Annotated in this window: 21 protein-coding genes; 7 read left to right on the forward strand and 14 right to left on the reverse strand. The window is 55.6% G+C overall.

Features of this window, described 5'->3' with window-relative positions; translation table 11 throughout:
- Positions 1–55: 55 nt before the first annotated feature.
- Positions 56–796, forward strand: a complete 741-nt coding sequence (locus tag UF64_RS10410) for a TlyA family RNA methyltransferase (protein ID WP_044828512.1) — start codon at positions 56–58, stop codon at positions 794–796.
- 34 nt (positions 797–830) lie between these two features.
- Here UF64_RS10410 and UF64_RS10415 read toward each other — a convergent pair whose 3' ends face one another.
- From UF64_RS10415 to fabI, 7 genes are all read right to left on the reverse strand, one after another.
- Positions 831–1,259, reverse strand: a complete 429-nt coding sequence (locus tag UF64_RS10415; RefSeq protein ID WP_044828513.1) for a heme-binding protein — start codon at positions 1,257–1,259, stop codon at positions 831–833.
- A 119-nt stretch (positions 1,260–1,378) separates the two neighbouring features.
- A complete protein-coding gene (locus UF64_RS10420; protein ID WP_044828514.1) occupies positions 1,379–1,855 on the reverse strand; it encodes a DUF2269 family protein in 477 nt (158 codons plus the stop codon).
- Positions 1,856–1,915: 60 nt separating this feature from the next.
- Positions 1,916–2,521, reverse strand: coding sequence for a TetR/AcrR family transcriptional regulator (locus UF64_RS10425; RefSeq protein WP_044828515.1), 606 nt, complete (start codon positions 2,519–2,521; stop codon positions 1,916–1,918).
- Positions 2,522–2,682: 161 nt separating this feature from the next.
- Positions 2,683–3,297, reverse strand: a complete 615-nt coding sequence (locus UF64_RS10430) for an intradiol ring-cleavage dioxygenase (protein ID WP_052657567.1) — start codon at positions 3,295–3,297, stop codon at positions 2,683–2,685.
- Positions 3,298–3,479: 182 nt separating this feature from the next.
- Positions 3,480–4,700, reverse strand: coding sequence for a hypothetical protein (locus tag UF64_RS19690; RefSeq protein ID WP_052657569.1), 1,221 nt, complete (start codon positions 4,698–4,700; stop codon positions 3,480–3,482).
- Between the two features lie 48 nt (positions 4,701–4,748).
- Positions 4,749–5,852 (reverse strand): chorismate synthase, encoded by a 1,104-nt coding sequence (gene aroC / locus UF64_RS10440; RefSeq protein WP_044828516.1) that lies wholly within the window; start codon positions 5,850–5,852, stop codon positions 4,749–4,751.
- An 89-nt stretch (positions 5,853–5,941) separates the two neighbouring features.
- A complete protein-coding gene (gene fabI / locus UF64_RS10445) occupies positions 5,942–6,772 on the reverse strand; it encodes an enoyl-ACP reductase FabI (RefSeq protein ID WP_044828517.1) in 831 nt (276 codons plus the stop codon).
- Between the two features lie 202 nt (positions 6,773–6,974).
- Between fabI and UF64_RS10450 the strand changes: the two genes are divergently transcribed.
- Positions 6,975–8,333, forward strand: a complete 1,359-nt coding sequence (locus UF64_RS10450) for a YihY family inner membrane protein (protein ID WP_044828960.1) — start codon at positions 6,975–6,977, stop codon at positions 8,331–8,333.
- Between the two features lie 11 nt (positions 8,334–8,344).
- On the opposite strand, the gene UF64_RS10455 is transcribed toward UF64_RS10450, so the two are convergent.
- The 3 genes from UF64_RS10455 to UF64_RS10465 all read right to left on the reverse strand — a co-directional run bounded on the left by UF64_RS10455 (position 8,345) and on the right by UF64_RS10465 (position 11,505).
- Entirely contained in the window at positions 8,345–9,688 is a 1,344-nt protein-coding gene (locus UF64_RS10455) for a mechanosensitive ion channel family protein (RefSeq protein WP_044828518.1), read from the reverse strand.
- A gap of 159 nt (positions 9,689–9,847) precedes the next feature.
- Positions 9,848–10,780 (reverse strand): DnaJ C-terminal domain-containing protein, encoded by a 933-nt coding sequence (locus UF64_RS10460; RefSeq protein WP_044828519.1) that lies wholly within the window; start codon positions 10,778–10,780, stop codon positions 9,848–9,850.
- Between the two features lie 248 nt (positions 10,781–11,028).
- On the reverse strand, positions 11,029–11,505 hold the full coding sequence (locus UF64_RS10465; RefSeq protein WP_044828961.1) for an RT0821/Lpp0805 family surface protein: 477 nt from the start codon (positions 11,503–11,505) through the stop codon (positions 11,029–11,031).
- 146 nt (positions 11,506–11,651) lie between these two features.
- Here UF64_RS10465 and pdxH point away from each other — a divergent pair, with 146 nt between their 5' ends.
- The gene (pdxH, locus tag UF64_RS10470) at positions 11,652–12,272 is read left to right on the forward strand and encodes a pyridoxamine 5'-phosphate oxidase (RefSeq protein WP_044828520.1); all 621 of its coding nucleotides are present in this window, start codon (positions 11,652–11,654) and stop codon (positions 12,270–12,272) included.
- A gap of 89 nt (positions 12,273–12,361) precedes the next feature.
- Here the strand turns inward: pdxH and UF64_RS10475 are convergent, their stop codons facing one another.
- Positions 12,362–12,670, reverse strand: a complete 309-nt coding sequence (locus UF64_RS10475) for a helix-turn-helix transcriptional regulator (RefSeq protein WP_044828521.1) — start codon at positions 12,668–12,670, stop codon at positions 12,362–12,364.
- A gap of 589 nt (positions 12,671–13,259) precedes the next feature.
- On the opposite strand from UF64_RS10475, the gene UF64_RS10480 reads away from it, so the two are divergent.
- On the forward strand, positions 13,260–14,117 hold the full coding sequence (locus UF64_RS10480; protein ID WP_044828522.1) for a universal stress protein: 858 nt from the start codon (positions 13,260–13,262) through the stop codon (positions 14,115–14,117).
- 208 nt (positions 14,118–14,325) lie between these two features.
- Positions 14,326–14,511 (forward strand): hypothetical protein, encoded by a 186-nt coding sequence (locus UF64_RS10485; protein ID WP_044828523.1) that lies wholly within the window; start codon positions 14,326–14,328, stop codon positions 14,509–14,511.
- A 45-nt stretch (positions 14,512–14,556) separates the two neighbouring features.
- Here the strand turns inward: UF64_RS10485 and UF64_RS10490 are convergent, their stop codons facing one another.
- Positions 14,557–15,240, reverse strand: a complete 684-nt coding sequence (locus tag UF64_RS10490) for an SOS response-associated peptidase (protein WP_044828524.1) — start codon at positions 15,238–15,240, stop codon at positions 14,557–14,559.
- Positions 15,241–15,444: 204 nt separating this feature from the next.
- Here UF64_RS10490 and UF64_RS10495 point away from each other — a divergent pair, with 204 nt between their 5' ends.
- Positions 15,445–16,188, forward strand: a complete 744-nt coding sequence (locus UF64_RS10495) for an SDR family NAD(P)-dependent oxidoreductase (protein ID WP_044828525.1) — start codon at positions 15,445–15,447, stop codon at positions 16,186–16,188.
- A gap of 39 nt (positions 16,189–16,227) precedes the next feature.
- Here UF64_RS10495 and UF64_RS10500 read toward each other — a convergent pair whose 3' ends face one another.
- Together UF64_RS10500 and UF64_RS10505 are read right to left on the reverse strand one after the other, a co-directional pair.
- Positions 16,228–16,740 (reverse strand): GNAT family N-acetyltransferase, encoded by a 513-nt coding sequence (locus UF64_RS10500; RefSeq protein ID WP_044828526.1) that lies wholly within the window; start codon positions 16,738–16,740, stop codon positions 16,228–16,230.
- Between the two features lie 72 nt (positions 16,741–16,812).
- Positions 16,813–17,352 carry a hypothetical protein gene (locus tag UF64_RS10505; RefSeq protein WP_044828527.1) on the reverse strand — a complete coding sequence of 180 codons (540 nt, stop codon included), beginning with the start codon at positions 17,350–17,352 and terminating at the stop codon, positions 16,813–16,815.
- A gap of 57 nt (positions 17,353–17,409) precedes the next feature.
- Here UF64_RS10505 and UF64_RS20540 point away from each other — a divergent pair, with 57 nt between their 5' ends.
- Positions 17,410–17,562: a hypothetical protein gene (locus tag UF64_RS20540; protein WP_161794615.1), complete on the forward strand. Its 153-nt coding sequence runs from the start codon at positions 17,410–17,412 to the stop codon at positions 17,560–17,562.
- Positions 17,563–17,576: the final 14 nt, after the last annotated feature.

Here is a 17,576-nt window from a genome sequence, read left to right on the forward strand (position 1 = left end):
TTTAAACTGCGACCAAATGCGTGACCTTTTGCGGTGGGTGGGTTAAAACGCGCTCATGGCAAAGAAACGTTTGGATCAGTTGCTTGTGGAACGCGGATTGGTGGAAACCCGGTCCAAGGCACAGGCATTTATCATGGCAGGCAATGTCTTTAGCGGCGAGCAACGGCTCGATAAGCCGGGCATGCCGTGCAAGGAAGACATTTCCATTACGCTGCGTGGGCAGCCTCATCCGTGGGTGTCGCGCGGTGGGCTCAAGCTTGAAAAGGGTCTGGCTGAGTTCGAGATCGATGTTACCGGTTTCATCGGTGTCGATGTCGGGGCCTCGACAGGCGGTTTTACCGATGTGTTGCTTCAGAACGGGGCGGCCAAGGTCTATGCCGTTGATGTCGGGCAGGGGCAGCTTGATTGGAAGCTGCGCAATGATGAGCGCGTTGTGGTTATGGAAAAGACCAATGCGCGCCACCTGACCGAAGAACAGATCCCCGATGCCATTGATATCGTTGTGTGCGATGCAAGCTTTATCGGGCTGCGGACCGTGCTTCCGGCCAGTATGGAACGGGTCAAGGATGGCGGATACCTGATCGCACTGATCAAGCCGCAATTTGAAGTCGGCAAGGAACGCGTCGGGAAAAAGGGTGTCGTCCGTGAACCGGAACTGCATCAGGAAGTCTGCGATACCATTTCCGACTGGCTTGCCAATCTTCCGGGCTGGGAGGTGCTTGGCATCACCAAAAGCCCGATTACGGGTCCCGAAGGCAATGTCGAATTTCTGATCTGCGGGCGGAAAACGGCCTGATTAGCAGGCCGGTTTTCCGCCAACGATCATCAGATTACTTGCCGATTTTCTTCAGGAAGAAATCAAGGCCTGCCTGTGCGCAGTCCTGATCCTGCGGCGGGGTGCCGGAACTGACCCCGATGCCGCCAACGCATTCGCCATCAACAAAGACCGGTAGGCCACCGGCAACAATCGACAGGCGACCACCAATTTCCGAATCAATACCATAGGCCGGTTTGCCCGGCTGGGCCGCAGCAGCATATTCATGCGTGCCCTTGCGTGCGCCCGATGCGGTAAAGGATTTGTCCTGGGCGATGGTGGTGCTGGTGACCTTGCCGCCATCCATGCGCTCAAATGCGATCAGCACACCGGATTCATCGGTAATGGCGATGCACATCGGAACCCCGATTTCGTTGGCACGATTGCGCGCCCCTTCGATCAGGATATAGGCATCCTCAATGGACAGGCGTTTGATGGTCAGCATCGGACTTCTCCCGGGTGTTTATTTTAACTCGCGGCATCTTACGGGCAGCGCCAAAAGCCGATCAATCAGATAAAACGGCTTTCCGTATGGTGGAAGGCGAGGGGCGCTTTGCCTGCCGCTCAGAAGTCCGGACGCATGATCATGAGATAAAGGGCACCCAGCGGAAACAGGATGGCGATCCGGCCGACCATGTTCCAAAGCCTGCGGCATTTCTCGTAACTTGCCGGCATTTCCGTTTCGCCATTGGCCACGGTCTTGGCTGCGATCTTTGACATATAGATCTGAAGCGGCAAAAGCCCTGCCAGCCACAGCATCGCCGCCATACCAAACAGACTGATGCCGTAAATCAGATAGGGAGCATCGGAAAGTGCGATGCCCGTGGCATGAAACAGGCCGATGCCGCCAATGATGATCAGGACCGAGCCGAGCGTGGTGAAGGCCAGATCGGTGATGTTGATCAGGCGGCAGGCAAAGGCGATCACGACCGGGTCGTTGGTGCGGTCTGCCTGTATTTTCCAGACGGCGGAAACGATGATGTTGCCCAAAAACAGGATGGCGCCAATAACGTGAATGAGTTTGACGGTTGAATATTCCATCTGAAATTCCGGTTGGTTGCAGGCAGATGCCAATAATGGATGCGGGATTATGATCAGGTTTCAGGCGCTGGCAGGGATGGTCAAATCTTCTGCCAGAAGGCCCAGGACAAAGTTTGAAAGTTCCTGGTCAGCAGGCGGGACGATCATGCCATCAATCACCAGCATGGCGATGCCGTGCGCGCGGCTCCAGGCGGCAAGTGCTCGGTTATAGGCGGTGGCCGCTTCGGTCAGGGTCATCTCGGCCTTGCGATCAACTGATGTCACCGCGCGCTGCAAAACGTCAAAGGCGTTATCGGCCGCATCACGCAGTTCCGGGTATTGATCGAGTGGCGGGCGCTCCCGGCCAAAGATCAGGCGGAAATGTTGCGGGTTTTCAACAGCGAACTGCACATAGGCCGCCCCCAAAGCCATGACGCGTTCTTCATGGTTTTCCGTGCTGGCAGCAGCAATTTCAAGCTGTTCGGCAAACCGTTCAAAGGCGCTAATGGCGACTGCCGCCAAAATGCCATCCTTGCCGTCAAAATGGCGATAGGGGGCGGCTTCCGACACACCAGTCAGCCGTGCCAGCCGCCGAAGCGACAGCCCGGCCGGGCCTTCGTCAATCAGGATGTTTTCAGCTTGTTGCAGAAGGACGTTTCGGACATCACCGTGGTGATATTTGGACATTTGCGCGTATCTCTATTTTCTTATGTTAACTTCGTTAACATTAAAGCGTGACACGAACAGGCGCAAGACCAAAAATCACGTTTTTTCAAACGGATCAGGCCGCGAAACGGGGCGGGTTTTCGGGATGCCGGGGGATAGCGCGATCAGGCTGATAAGCCTTGTCAGGCCAGAACGAAATCAAACCGGCCGATTTCGCCGTCACTGGCGGGATGCATGTTCATCAGAAGTGCGCTGTCAAACAGGTGGTCCAGCTCATTGCGCGGTTCTTCCGGGAAATAGAGCTGTGTCGTCAGCGTTCTGCCATCGGGTGGGGTAATCTTGACGTGATAGTGCGGTGTGCGACCGGCATATTCGGCCGGGCGGATGGTATCGAAATAGTAGCGGCCTTGAGCGTCGGTACGCTGATAGCCGCGCATATTGAAACCCTGATTGTCGTAACGCCCATCTGAGTCCGCATGCCACAGATCGACAATTGCATTGGCAATCGGCGTGCAGGCAGCGTTTAAAACGTACCCCAGCAAGGTCACGGGCGTGCCGCCGGCTTCGGTACGGAAGTTGCGTTTTTCTGGCGGGTTTTGGCTATAGAACGGGCCTTCGGTCATGGAGCGTGTCGGACCGATATCCTCCCCACAGGCCGGGGTGGCGAGCAGGGTTCTGTCACTGGCGAAAGCGACAGGTGAAAGAATGGTATTGCCGATCATTGCCGAGCCTGCGGCAAACCAGCCCTTGAGCGCAGATCTGCGCGACAGGCTGGAAAGATCCAGAGATGTTGTCATTGGTCTTGCCTTGTTACCAACCGCATTTTGGTTTGTATTTTTTGTTATGGGGTACAGATGTGGTCGCGCGGCGAAACTACAAGATGAGAAGACGAGAAAAATGACCGTTATCCATTAAAAAAATGCGCCACCCGGGGAAGGGGTGACGCAAGGGGTCAGGCGTTTGAAAACTGAGTGCGGGATCAGGCCGGGTTTTGTTCTGGCTCGACCGGTTTTGGCTCAGGGGCCTCGGTTGGTTTCGGGGTTGTGTCCGCCGCTGGTTCTGCCGGCGGCGCTGTAGGCGCAGGGGTGTCTTCCTGTTTGCTCGGCGTGTCGGTTGTTGGTGTCGCGTCGGTGGTTGTTGTATCGCTGGCGCTGTCTGCCGTGTCGCTTCCTTTGGAAGCGTCAGGATCTGTAGTGTCGTCTGTCGCGTTAGTTGGGACGGGCGCTGGCGTATCGTTTGATGTCGGTTCTGCTTTCGGCTTTGGCGTGTTGTCTGCTGGTTGCTCGGCAGATTGCGCGGGCACTGCGTTATCCGTTGTGGTGGACGCCTCATCATCGGTGCTGGTAGCGGGTGTCGTGTCAGAAGCTGCCGGAGCGTCGGTCTGGGTTGGTGTCGTGGTATCAGCGGCCGCAGCCGGTTTGGGAGCAGCGCTGTCGGCTGCCGGTGTAGTAGCAGGGGAAGCTGCCGGGGCAGGGGTGTCGTTTGATGCTGGCGTTTGGTCCGGCGTGTCTTTCGGTTTTGGTGCTTCTGGCTGGGCTGGGTTCAGATCGACCGAGGGCGGCGCGGGTGCTTTCTGGTCATCGGGGCGGTCCGGGCGGATCAGGAATTTGTCTGCCAGCGTGTCCTTGCCGATCAGTAGCGGCTGATCAAGGCCGGTCATTTCCAGAAGGCCGATTTCGACATCGCGCTCAACACCGCCCAGTTTGATGCGCGATTTGATGACCGGTGCGTGCACGGCGGCACTCGACGCGCCGGTTTGTACATCACGATAGCCGGCAACCGGAAGTGTCAGCTTCCAGACAATGGTGCGGGCCTGAAGGGAACTGCCTTCTGCGGGTGGTGATTTGATGGTGAGCGAAAAGGAAACTGTGCCGCTGGCCTTGGTCGTCTCATCGTTGTCTGTGCCAGACGCAGCCGTGTCGTTGCTGTTGTCTGCATCGCTTCCGTCATCCGCGTCACCATCGACCGAAAGATCGCTGACAAACAGGCAGGTTTGCGGCGCGGCCCCAAGGATCATGGACGGTAGTCCCGAAATCCCCCAGTCGGGCAGGGTGACCGGCTCGTCCGAGAACAGGACGATGCGGTTTTTAAGCTGCGCGTCACTACCGACCGCCCCGGTGGGGGCGGGCTTCTTGTTCGACGCAGCAAGTTGGATCAGGGTTTTGAGCAATATCGGGTTCATGCCCCATTGACGCGGCATAAACCCGTTTGTGATGTGAAATTCGCAGGCGTTAAGACCTAACGGAACTTAGCTCGGAAAATGCTTGTCCGTGTTCCAGCCTTCGCACTGTGCACGGTGGCGCAGAAGGTGGTCTGCGAGCGTGATGGCGGCCATGGCTTCGCCGACCGGAACGCCGCGGATACCAACGCATGGATCGTGGCGGCCCTTGGTGACGACATCGACTTCCCTGCCATAGATATCGATGCTTTTGCGCGGGGTCAGGATCGAGCTGGTCGGTTTGACGGCAAAGCGGATGACAATGTCCTGACCAGATGAAATTCCGCCCAAAATGCCACCGGCATGGTTGGAGCCAAAGACTGGCTTGCCATCGTCGCCCAGGCGCATCTCATCGGCATTTTCGATGCCGGTCAGTTCGGCGGCCTCAAAACCATTGCCGATCTCAACACCCTTGACGGCATTGATCGTCATCATCGCCTTCGCAAGATCGGCATCAAGCTTGTCATAAACCGGATCGCCCAGACCAACCGGAACGCCGGAACAGACAACCTCGATCACGGCACCGACAGATGAGCCATCCTTGCGCAGGCCATCAAGGTATTCTTCGAACACCGGCACGGCTTCGGGATCGGGGCAGAAGAACGGGTTGTTATCGACCTCATTCCAGTCCCAATTCGCGCGGTTGATTTCCTTGGTGCCCATTTTGACCAGGGCCGCGCGGATTTTGATGTCCTCGCCAAGTACCTTGCGGGCAATGGCGCCAGCAGCAACGCGCATCGCGGTTTCGCGCGCCGAGGAACGGCCGCCGCCGCGATAGTCGCGGGTGCCGTATTTTTCCCAATAGGTGTAGTCGGCATGGCCCGGGCGGAACTGGTTTTTGATTTCGCCATAATCCTTGGAGCGCTGATCAACGTTTTCGATCAGAAGTCCGATCGGGGTGCCGGTGGTTTTGCCTTCGAACACGCCCGAAAGAATTTTGACCTGATCGGGTTCGCGGCGCTGGGTGGTAAAGCGCGACTGGCCGGGTTTGCGTTTTTCAAGGAATTCCTGAATATCGGACTCGGTCAGTTCAAGCAGGGGCGGCACACCATCAACAACACAGCCAATGGCCGGGCCGTGGCTTTCGCCAAAGGTGGTGAAGCGGAAAAGTGTTCCAAAACTGTTGCCAGCCATTACCGAATTCCAGAATTCCAAGGTTTAGAGACAAATAGGGCCGCCCGGTCTTAACGTCTGGACGGCCCCTCAACAAGCGATTTTAGCGATCAGCCTTTGACGACGGAGATATCGGGCGCATCAACCTGTTTCATGCCGACGGTATGATAACCGCAATCGACATGATGGGTTTCACCCGTGACACCGGTCGAAAGATCGGACAGGAAATACAGGCCCGAGCCACCAACGTCATCAAGGGTGACGTTGCGGCGCATCGGCGAGTTGTATTCGTTCCATTTCAGGATATAGCGGAAGTCCCCAATACCGGACGCAGCAAGCGTCTTCATCGGGCCAGCCGAAATCGCGTTGACGCGAATGCCATCCGGGCCAAGGTCGTTTGCAAGGTATTTGACACTGGCTTCGAGGGCTGCTTTGGCGACACCCATGACGTTGTAATGCGGCATGACCTTTTCTGCACCGTAATAGGACAGGGTCAGCATCGAACCACCCGCAGACATCAGCTTTTCAGCGCGCTGGGCAATCGCGGTAAAGGAATAAACCGAGATATTCATCGACATCGCGAAGTTTTCCGGCGAGGTGTCGACATAACGGCCGCGCAGTTCGTTTTTGTCGGAATAGCCGATGGCGTGCACGACAAAGTCCAGCTTGCCCCACTTTTCCTTGAGCGTCTCGAACACGGCATCCATGCTTTCCGCGTCGGTCACATCGCATGGCAGAACGATGTCGCTGCCGACAGATTCTGCAAGCGGGCGGACACGCTTTTCAAGGGCTTCGCCCTGGAAGGTAAAGGCGATCTCTGCACCGGCAGCGGCAGCTGCACGGGCGATACCCCAAGCAATGGATTTGTCGTTGGCGACGCCCATGATCAGGCCGCGTTTACCGGCCATCAGGCCCGAAATATTGTCGGTGGACAGGCTCATATTTCCTCTCGTTCCCACGATCTCTCTCTGGCAGGTAGAGGCATTCAAAAAAAGCCGCGACCGGCCCAGAAGGCATTAGACATTTTGCGCATCCTACACAAAGCACGGCCAAGGTCAATCTGGCCTGTCATAACGCGTGCAGGCGCGCTATCTTGTTGATCAGGTGCAGTATAACCGGAAAATGCGTGGGGATAAGCGTTTAATGGCCGAAATTCAGAAATTGCTCGCTGATCGAACGGCGTTCTGGCGATATGCCATCATGCGTTTTGTGTATGACAAATCCGTGCAACGCGCTGCTGGCCTGTCCTATACGACGCTTCTCGCGATGGTGCCGTTTCTTGCCATTGCGCTGACCGTGCTGTCGGCTTTTCCGGTATTTGATCAGTTCAAAGACCAGATCATGGATGTGGTCCTGAACAATTTCCTGCCCGAAACCGGCGCGCAGGTGACCGACTATCTGGGCGGGTTCCTGCAAAATACCGGGCAGATGACAGCGATCGGCACAGTCGTGCTGGGTCTGACGGCGGTGATGCTGCTTTCGGCCATCGAAGGGGCGATGAATGATGTGTTTCGTGTCACCAGCCCGCGCAAACTGCTGTCACGTCTGGTGGTGTTCTGGACGCTTCTGACCGTCGGGCCGATGCTGCTTGGCTTGAGCCTGTCACTCGCATCATACATCTTTGCCATGCGCCATCTGGTGGGCGGAGATGCGCTTGGTGCGCAGATCGGCCAGCTTACTTTTCTCGCGCCATTTATTTTGTCGGCGATTGCGTTTTCGTTGCTGTTTATCGGCATGCCGAACCGCTCGGTCGAGATTATTGATGGTCTGGCGGGCGGCGTTGTGGCCGCCGTTTTGTTCGAAACCCTGAAGAAGGGCTTTGCGTTTTATGTCACGACCTTTCCGACCTATCAGACGATCTATGGCGCGGTGGCGATTGTACCGATCTTCCTGTTGTGGATGTATCTGACCTGGATCGTGATTTTGCTGGGCGCGCAGGTCGCAGCGGCCCGGTCCGAATGGCGCGCGGCCCGGGCGGCCGGCCTGATCCCCGATCCGCGCGGGGCGGTGCCAGGCCACATGGAACGTATCATCGCGGTACTGCGCGTTCTGGAATATCTGCAAGGGCGTTTCCATACGGCTGCCAAACCGCCGACCTATCGCAAGATGATGCGCGAAATCAAACTGGGCGGGCGCGATTTGAACTGGGCGCTGGCAGCCTTGCGGCGTGAAAAGCTGATTGATCGGTCGGAAAACCATCGTTGGTTGCTGTCGGGGGATCTGTCACGCATTTCGCTGATGGATCTGATGACCCGTTTGGGATTGTTCCTCGATTACGACCGGCTGCTGGTGGTGCAGACCGATGGTGGTTGGCCGGTCGCCATGCGTGAACGTTTGATTGAGCTCGAAAAGAAACGCCAGACGGTTCTTGATGTGAAGGTCGGCGAGCTGCTTGATACCCCGCGCCCGGAAGACAAGATCCCCGAGCAGATCAAGAAAGACCCGGATGAGGACAAGACAGCGAGTATCGATCAAAAAGAGATGACCGATACCATCAGCTAGAGCGGCCTTGCCTAGTCGGACGAGCGGGGGGCTTTGGCGCTGGTCATCTCCACCCGGATCGGCGCATCGCTGCTGCGCAAATGCAGATCGCGTTGCGGGAACGGGATTTCGATATTGTTTTCGATGAAGGCATCCCAGACATTGAGCAAAATCTCGCTCATGATATTGCCGCGCCCGTTTTGAGGATCATTGATCCAGAAACGTATTTCGAGATCGACCGAGTTATTACCAAAGCCGCGCATCAGGGTGTTGGGGCCGGGATTGTCGAGGACACGCGCGCATTTTGCGGCTGCCTCGTTACATAGCTTGATCGCCAGATGCGGGTCGCAGCTATAGGCAATACCGACCGGGATTTTCAGGCGCAGCTTGACGTCCGAGTGGCTCCAGTTTTCGACCTGGGTGGTGATCAGGTCTTCATTGGGGATCAGGAATTCCGTGCCATCGCGGGTGCGGACGGCGGTATAGCGTGCTCCGAGCGACTGAATCCAGCCAAACGTCTCGCCAATCGCTATGACATCGCCCGGCTTGATCGAGCGATCGAGTAACAGGATCACGCCACTGATCAGGTTGGCGACAATGCGCTGCAGGCCAAGGCCGATCCCGACACCAACCGCACCGCCAAAGACGGCAAGCGCGGTCAGATCAACACCAATGGTCGACAAGGCAAACAGAACCGCGACAGACAGCAGCACAAGTTTGAGAAGCTTTGCCATCAGCACCTGAACCGAGGGTGTCAGACGCTGGACCTTGCGGATGCGTTGTTCAAACAGGCGCGAGGCAAAGGACGCCACCCACAGCAATACCGCCAGCGACAGAACAGCCTTGATGACGCCATAGACCGAAACGCGGAATTCGCCGACTTCAACCGCCAGCCCCTCAAGGATCTCAATACCCGGTTCCAGCCAGCCAACGATGTTAAGGGCGGCCAATGTCCAGGCCACCGTTGCAATCGTGCGCGACCAGACCGGATCATTGACGATGGCGGCCGCCAGACGAATGACGATCCATGCATTGAGAAGGCTTGCCACCAACCGTATGACGTTATGGCGATAGCCCGCCTGAATGGCGATGGCATCAAGCAGCCAGATGGTGACGACAAAGATCAGCGGAAAGGCGAGGTCAGGCAAAACCTGCGCAAAGCGGCGGAAACCGGCATAGGGCAGAAGCGGTTTCCAGTCCTGCAGTTTGGAGAGCAGGGATGCCAGCCGACCACGCAGCAAAAAGGCCGGGATGGTGGCAAGGATACAGGCGGCAATCTGGATCAGGATCGGCACCAGCAGGACATTTGCAGACAGCCAGGCGATCGCCTGTTCAAGCCACTGCAGATAGATGTCCGGATTGCTGAGCTGTTCCATATGATCCCTGATAAGCGGTTTCGTTCTTTGCGACAAAGTGCGTTAAAACAATATGGTAACACGAAACGCGATTAACAGGCACAGTCTGTACGCAAGTTCCGGGCACGCAATGCGGAGCCCAAGAAAAAAGCCGGCATATGCCGGCTTTTGTGGGGGTGTTTAGCGTGCCTTGTAGGGGTGCTTTTCAGACCAGTCCTTGATGAACTCGATCAATTCTTCATCGCGTTCTTCGGGCAGCTTGACCGTCAGGTGCACATACTGATCACCGCGTTTGTTGCCACGGTCATAGGGTGCGCCCTTGCCACGCAGGCGTAACTTGGTGCCGCTATTGGCGTTGGCCGGCAGCTTCATATTGACCTTGCCATCGACAATCGGCACTTCGATCGAACCGCCGAGGATGGCTTCTGACAGGCTGATCGCCAGATCACAATGGATGTCATTGCCCTGACGGCGGAAGGTTTTGTCGGGATGAACATGCAGCTTGATCAGCGCGTCACCCGCTTCGCCACCATTCATGCCAGCCATGCCCTGACCCTTCAGGCGCAGCGTCTGTTCGTTCTCGCTTCCGGGCGGAATGCGGACTTCAAGGCTTTTGCCACTGGCAAGGTTGATGCGTTTGGTCGTGCCCAGAATGGCCTCGGAAAAATCAAGGCTGAGCTCATAGGAGATGTTCGGGCCCTTGACCTTTTTGGGTTTGCGTTCCCCGCCAAAGCCACCGAAACCGCCGCCACCACCACGACCGCGTCCCTTGCCGAAAATCTCGTCAAAGATGTCTTCTGCATTGGCACCGGAAAAGCCGCCAAACGGATCACCGCCACCAAAGCCGCCACCGGCATGTCCGCCGCCGCCACGGGCAAACGGGCTGGTTTCGCGGCCATCGACGTCGATTTCACCATTGTCGAACTTCTTGCGGCGTTCCGCATCGCCCAACAGATGGTAGGCGCTTGATACCTTTTTGAAGCGTTCTTCGATTTTGGCATCGCCCGGATTCACATCGGGATGGAGTTCGCGCGCCAGTTTGCGATAGGCCTTTTTGATTTCGTCCTGACTGGCGGTTTTGGCGACGCCAAGAGTCTTGTAGGGATCCTGCATTTACTGACCGGTTCCAGAAACAATAAGCACGTAAGCTAGATTACACGTTGGGTTCATTATTAGATCATGCGGGGCAAAAGATGAACCATTTTGCCGCAGATGATCCGAAACAACGGGAAATGTCGGGTGAGAGGGTGTTTGGGCTCTGATCACCCGAACCAATGTGCAGATATGAAAAGGCGGCGCAGATCGCAAGGACCGCACCGCCTGTCATTTCAGATTTTTAAAAGACGCTTAGTTCACGACTTTTAGTTCACGACTTTCCAGCTGCCATCCGGCTGACGGCATGCAGTGCCATAGGCGGTTTCTTCCTGGCCGCCAATCATGACCGTCTGCTGGTATTCGCGGCAGTATTCCTGGGTCTTGGGTTCCTGATAGGTGCGGGTCGGGGTAACCGTACCCTGAACACCGGTATCCGGGTTCTGCCAGGTGGTGGTCTGACCTGTCGGGGTGGCTTCGAGGGTGCGCTGGGTGTTTTGTGCCATGATGGCGCGGTCGGCATTATCAAGCGATTTGCCGACTTCGCTGCCGATGAAGGCACCTGCAAGCGTCCCAAGGGCAACACCGACCAGCTGGCCGCTGCCTTTACCGAACTGCGCACCTGCGACGGCGCCACCGACGGCACCCAAAAGCGTACCGGCCGTTTGTTTCTGACCCTGATCCTGGGCACAGCCGGCGATGAAAGCGGTCATGATGACCGGAATAACGATATGACGGAATTTCATGTTTAATTTGCCCATATTGTCTTTACAGTCCCAACCGATATGCTTTGCATATATATACTGATCCAACGTTGTTGCTGCCACCGTAGTTCCGAAATAAATGATTTTCCCGGCAACAAAACCAATCAGCTAAAGGAATTCCTTTCGCAATGAACGAAAAAAATGCGCCAAAAATGGGGCATGAACCCCACGATGCCCCGTTCGAGATGTTCGAAACATGGTTTTCGGATGCCAAAAAGGCGGAAAGTGCCTATCCGGATGCGATGACGCTGGCAACGGCGGATGCGCAAGGCCGTCCGTCCGCCCGGATCGTGTTGCTCAAGGATTTCGATCCGAACGGTTTTGTGTTCTACACCAACTATGAAAGCCGCAAGGGTGATCAGTTGGCCGAGAACAGTTTTGCAGCGCTTTGCTTCCACTGGAAGACGCTTGAAAAATGCGTGCGGATTGAGGGCAAGGTTGCAAAGGTCGATGCCGCCGAGTCTGATGAATATTTCGCATCGCGGGCGCGGGGCAGCCAGTTGGGTGCCTGGGCATCGATCCAGTCACGCCCGATGAGTGGCCGGTTCGATCTGGAAAAAAGGGTTGCGGAATTTACCGCCAAGTTTGGTCTCGGCAAGGTGCCGCGTCCCGATCATTGGGGCGGGTTCCGTCTTGTCCCGGATCGCATTGAGTTTTGGGCAGAGGGCAAATTCCGCCTGCATGATCGCAAGCTGTTCACCCGCGATGACGCGGATAGCGGCTGGGATACCCAAAAGCTGTTTCCGTAAGGATAAGAAGTATAAGGCAGTAGCCGAAAAACAAAAACGCACAGGGCGGGAACCTTGTGCGTTTTTTTATCGGCCCTTGGTCGACTTTATTAGGCGACGGTTTCCGGCGGACAGAAGGTGTCCTGCAGGACAGCAATGATTTTCATGATGTCCGGATTGGCCAGCGAATAATAAATCGTTTGCGCGTCGCGGCGTGTTTTTACAAGTCCTTCGCGACGCAGGCGGGCAAGGTGCTGGGACAGGGCAGACTGTTTGATGCCCAGTTCGTTTTCCAGCGTGCCAACGGATTTTTCATTCTCGCCGAGCGAGCACAGAATCAGCAGGCGCCATTCATTGCCCAGCGTTTTGAGAAATTCTGCTGCTTCACGTGCATTGTCGTGCAGTGCGTTATAGTCCATCCGCGAGTAACCCCGTTCTTATCTCCGCACGTCAAGTGTAGGGTCAGGACCCATTAATTAGGTTTGAATGGTCGCTCAGATTTGTGCGGATACGCGAAGCAACACAGTAGGAAGATATCTATCTTTCAAGGTGTTGCGACAAAGTAGCCCGTGCAAATCTGAGCGATCCGAAGGACAGAGCTTATATTTGCAAACTCCTGCGTCAAACACCTTAAGCGGGATACCAACCCGCTTTGCGGCATTTTCCTTGGATTTCACAAATTTAAGCTCTGCCATTCCAATCAAATTAATGGGTCCTGACCCTAGTGTGTCTTGTACGCCGGTTCCTACCCAAGAGAATAATAATCCCGATATCCAAAGCGCCATCGTAATCGCTGGCATTCATGTTACAATCATTTTATGCGCGGTTGATCGAGAAAAACCGAACCGCCACCGACAAAATATAGGAATAATAATAACTTTCGCAAATTTTTGATCTTGAACAAAGAATGTCGAGGCAAAAGATCTCAAGCTGCATGGGTATGTGGTCATTAGCAGACCAAATTTCGAGCAGGTTCAATAACCTGTTGGACAGTCGGGAGTAATTAAAATGGCAATTCGCACAATTCTGGCCCCGGTAGCAGGCACAGCGATCGATGAACGCGTGATGGCAACGGCTTTCAAGCTGGCCAAAACGTTTGATGCTCATCTCGAAGCGCTGTTTGTCGCTGCCGAACCGCAAGACGCCATCCCGATTGTCGGCGAGGGCATGTCGGGCCTGATCATCGAAGAAATGATCCAGGCCGCGGCAAAGGAAACCGAAAAGCGCGAAGCCAGTGGCAAGGTCAGCTATCAGGCGGCGGTAAAGGATTCCGGTGTTGAAGAAACCAACACGCCAACATCGGTTGCCAAGCCGACCTGCACCTGGCGCAAGGATAGTGGTCGCGAAGACGAAACGGTGGCACGCCGCGGGCGCCTGTTTGATCTTGTCGTGATTGGCCGTGACCCCAAAGAAGCATCTGCGTCGCTGACCTTTGACGCCGCACTGATGGAAACCGGGCGTCCGATCCTTGTGGCCCCGGAACGTGCACCGGCAACAATCGGCGAGAAAGTCATGATTGCCTGGAATGGCGGGATCGAAGCCGCACGCGCGGTAACCTCGGCCATGCCGATGCTGCGCAATGCCAAGGAAGTCACGATCGTTAGTGTCGGTGAAGTTCCCTATGGCCGCGCCTGCGCCAAGGCCTTGGCGGAACAATTCAGCTGGCATGGAGTCGAAGCCGCCGTTGTTGAATGCCCGGAAGCCGGACAGGTTTCTAATACCTTGATTTCCGAGGCGGAAAAATGCGGTGCCGATACCATCGTTCTGGGTGCCTACAGCCATTCACGCTTTAAGGAAATGATCCTTGGCGGTGTGACACAGGATATGTTGGTAAAATGTGCCTTGCCGTTATGGATAATGCACTAGGCGCTGTGGCTCAGCTAAGCTGCTGATTTCGCGAAATTATGTTACCTATCTGATGGTATATTGTTGAAAAGGCGCATTTTCATGCGCCTTTTTCTTGTTGCACTCGCGAACAAATCGCGAGAGGGTTACAGAAATAAGAAAGTGACGAAACCCCGATTAACGAGGCGTTTCGCATAGTGGAAAAGAAACGTCTGGCAGGGGAAGTCCCATGTTGTCTTTACGCGATATCATTGATTTCGCTTCCATGTCCGAAGATCTCGCTCAGGAACTCAACAATCCGAATGTTGGCCTGCCCGATCTTGGCGCGGTGGTTGCCGGTCAAACCGGTCTTGGTGGTGCGCTGCGTGCTTGCGCTGCAACACCGTGTGCCGCAAACGACGTCGAAAGCGAATAAGACCAATCAGGCCAAAACATGTTTGGCTGGCCTGATTGGCACATCTCATTTTGAAAACAGATCAATCTGGTTTGTTGCCGGATCGGGTTTGGCCTTGGTGTTTTCATCCGGTTCTTCCTGCCAGGACAGAACGTGATCGGGCAGCGGGCCCAGCATATATCCCAGATCATTGAAATCCGTCGTTGGATCAAGCCAGTCCGTCAGATGATTAGGGCCGATCACGGCCGGCATCCTGTTGTGAATATGGGCAATCGCGCCCGATGGGGCACAGGTAATGATGGCTGCTTCGCGCCCGTTTTCGAGACCGGCAAACAGAAACGGTTGATGATCGGGCAGGGTGATGCGGTTCTTGTGCTTTGCTGTACCATCCTTGCGCCATTCATACCAGCCATTGGCCGGGATCAGACAGCGGCGGTTCAAAAGGGGCCGGAAGGTCGGCTTTTCACTCAGCGTCTCCGCACGCGCATTGATCATCGGGCTGTTAAGCCCCGGCACTCCAAGCCCCCAATAACGAATGCCGGCCTTGCGATGGGGCAGGATGACGGCAATCGGATCGGTCGGGCGGCGTGTGCCGGTCAGGCTGTCAAAGGCGGCTTCTTCATCCTCGTCGCCGTTTTGGGCCTCGTTGATCCCGTCTGGCAGCGGCATGCGCATAATGTCTTCCATTTCCAGCCCAAGCTGGACCTGAAAGGCCCGGATATCACTGTTCAGATCAAAGCGGCTGCACATGTTTTTGCCTATTATAAACGCGGTAAAAACATAGCCTGTTTCGCACACCTTGCCAAATGTCGGTAACGCCGACTATATCGCGGTGATGATTGCAGAAAAATCATGCAGGGCAGGGCTTTTCCTTCGAAGCGGAAGGCCTTGGATGCTATAAGAAAGTGCGCAAAATTCTGTTTGCGCACGCATTTCGTGAAGTGAGTAGACCCAATGACCAGCAACGCCCCGAAAACAGTCGTCCTGACAGGTGCCAGCCGTGGCATCGGTCATGTCACGGTCGGATATTTCGCCAGACGTGGCTGGCGGGTGATTTGCTGTTCACGTGAAGCGCCGCCGCCAAGCTGCCCGCGTGATCCGGCGCAAGGCATCCATATTCGTGCCGACCTTTCCAAACCGGCAGAAGTCGAAGCCTTCATTGCCGAGGCAAATGAAGTGCTGGGCGATGATCCGTTGCATGCATTGGTCAATAATGCCGGTGTATCGCCAAAAACGCCCTACAAGGAACGACTGGGCAGCTTGAATGGTGACATTGCCGCATGGCGCGATGTGTTTGAGCTGAACTTCTTTACCCCGCTCACACTCTCGCGTGGTTTCGCATCCGCGCTTCATCGGGGCAAAGGGGCGATTTGCAATATTACCTCGATCGCCGGCCACTATGTTCACCCGTTTGCCGGATCGGCCTATTCGACATCCAAGGCTGCCCTTTCGGGGCTGACCCGTGAAATGGCTGTCGAGTTTGCCGAACTGGGTGTGCGGGTTAATGCCGTCGCACCCGGCGAGATCAAGACCGACATGATTTCCCCGGAATATGAGGCGCTTGTGCCGCGCATTCCGATGAACCGCATGGGCACCCCCGAAGACGTTGCCGCCGCAGTACATTATCTGGTCGGCGACGACAGTACCTATGTCACCGGCACGGAGATATTTGTCACCGGCGGGCAGCATCTTTATTGATCGGAAAGATCGGGGCAACGTGCGAGAAGCCGGGCGGCTTCAATCGTTATTTTCCGGCGCGATATAAAAGGCCGGGTCGTATTCGACCTGACCTTGCGGGATTTCATCAACCAATGGGCGTGCCATGAAATATTCATCGGGCACGCCTTCAAGTTTCAAATCGGGCAGGGGCGCAAAGCCGAACCGGCCGTAATAATCAGGTTCGCCCAGAACGACGCAGCCATGGGCATCGTCGGCGCGCAAATGGCGGATGCCGCTTTGGATCAGTTCGGAACCAATACCCATACCTTGACGATCCGGCGTGACCGCGACTGGCCCGAGGCCAAACCAGCCACAGGCTTTGCCGTTGATTTTGACCGGTGAAAACGCGACGCAGCCGACAATCTCGCCGTCCTGTTCCGCGATCAGGGAAAGGGTTAGTTGACCACTTTTTCTGAGCGCATCGACGATCAGATGTTCGGTCTGCTGGCTGTGAGGGGCGTTTGCAAAGGCCCCATTCAGCAACGCGTGAATCGCCGCAATGTCGTTTTCGGTTTCTTCGCGTATCAACATTTTCCGTCCCTGCCTGTGACGTTGGACCTGCTTCCTGCTGGTCATCTGCCACGACTATAAGGGGAAAATGGTTTACGCCAAAAGGCTTTTGAGCCAGTCGCGCTTTTGTTCGAGACGTTTGACTTCCATTTCAAGCCAACCGGTGAAGTTTTCGGCCTCGTTTGAGTGTTCTTCACGAAGTGCCAGAACACGCTCAAGATCAAGTTCGCAAACGTCTTGCAGGATCTCGATCTGTTCGGTGCGGATGTCGTCATCAAGCAGATGCAGAAACCGCATCTTGAGCGCCATGATCAGTCGCGAAAGCTCGCCCGACGTATCGCGCAGATTGCCCTGCATCAGTTCAATGAACTTCTCATGCCCGGCATCGGTCAGGCTGAGCTGCGCATCAGAGAACGCACCGCTTGCGGTATCTTCCTTGACCAGTCCTTCGAGCTTGAGGAGCTGAAGCGAACTTCCCATCATATCAAGTGACGGTCCCATGATGTGGGACATGAAATGACGCACCGAGTTGGCCAGATCGCCATAGCTGATCGGCTTGTCGGAAAGGGCAAGGGTGCCAAGCGCACAAAGGCGGAGACATTCTTTGGGAAGCAAGGTTCTATCCGAATACATAGGCGGTCCCTGTTTGATCACAGGTCCGACGTTAACGCGAACGGTTCTTAATTGCAAATGTTTATCGATACCGGCCAAAACCGGAAAGACAACCTCAATATAGAACGCAGCCCGCCGAAAGCAAACGTCGGAACATCATTGCCTTCGGATACGGGCGATTACGCTATGCAGATCAGCAAAAAGGCCGGGGCATTTGCCATCGGCCTTTAAAATTTTTGTCTGGC

It is taken from the genome of Thalassospira sp. HJ, from assembly GCF_000948415.1.
Classification (GTDB): domain Bacteria; phylum Pseudomonadota; class Alphaproteobacteria; order Rhodospirillales; family Thalassospiraceae; genus Thalassospira.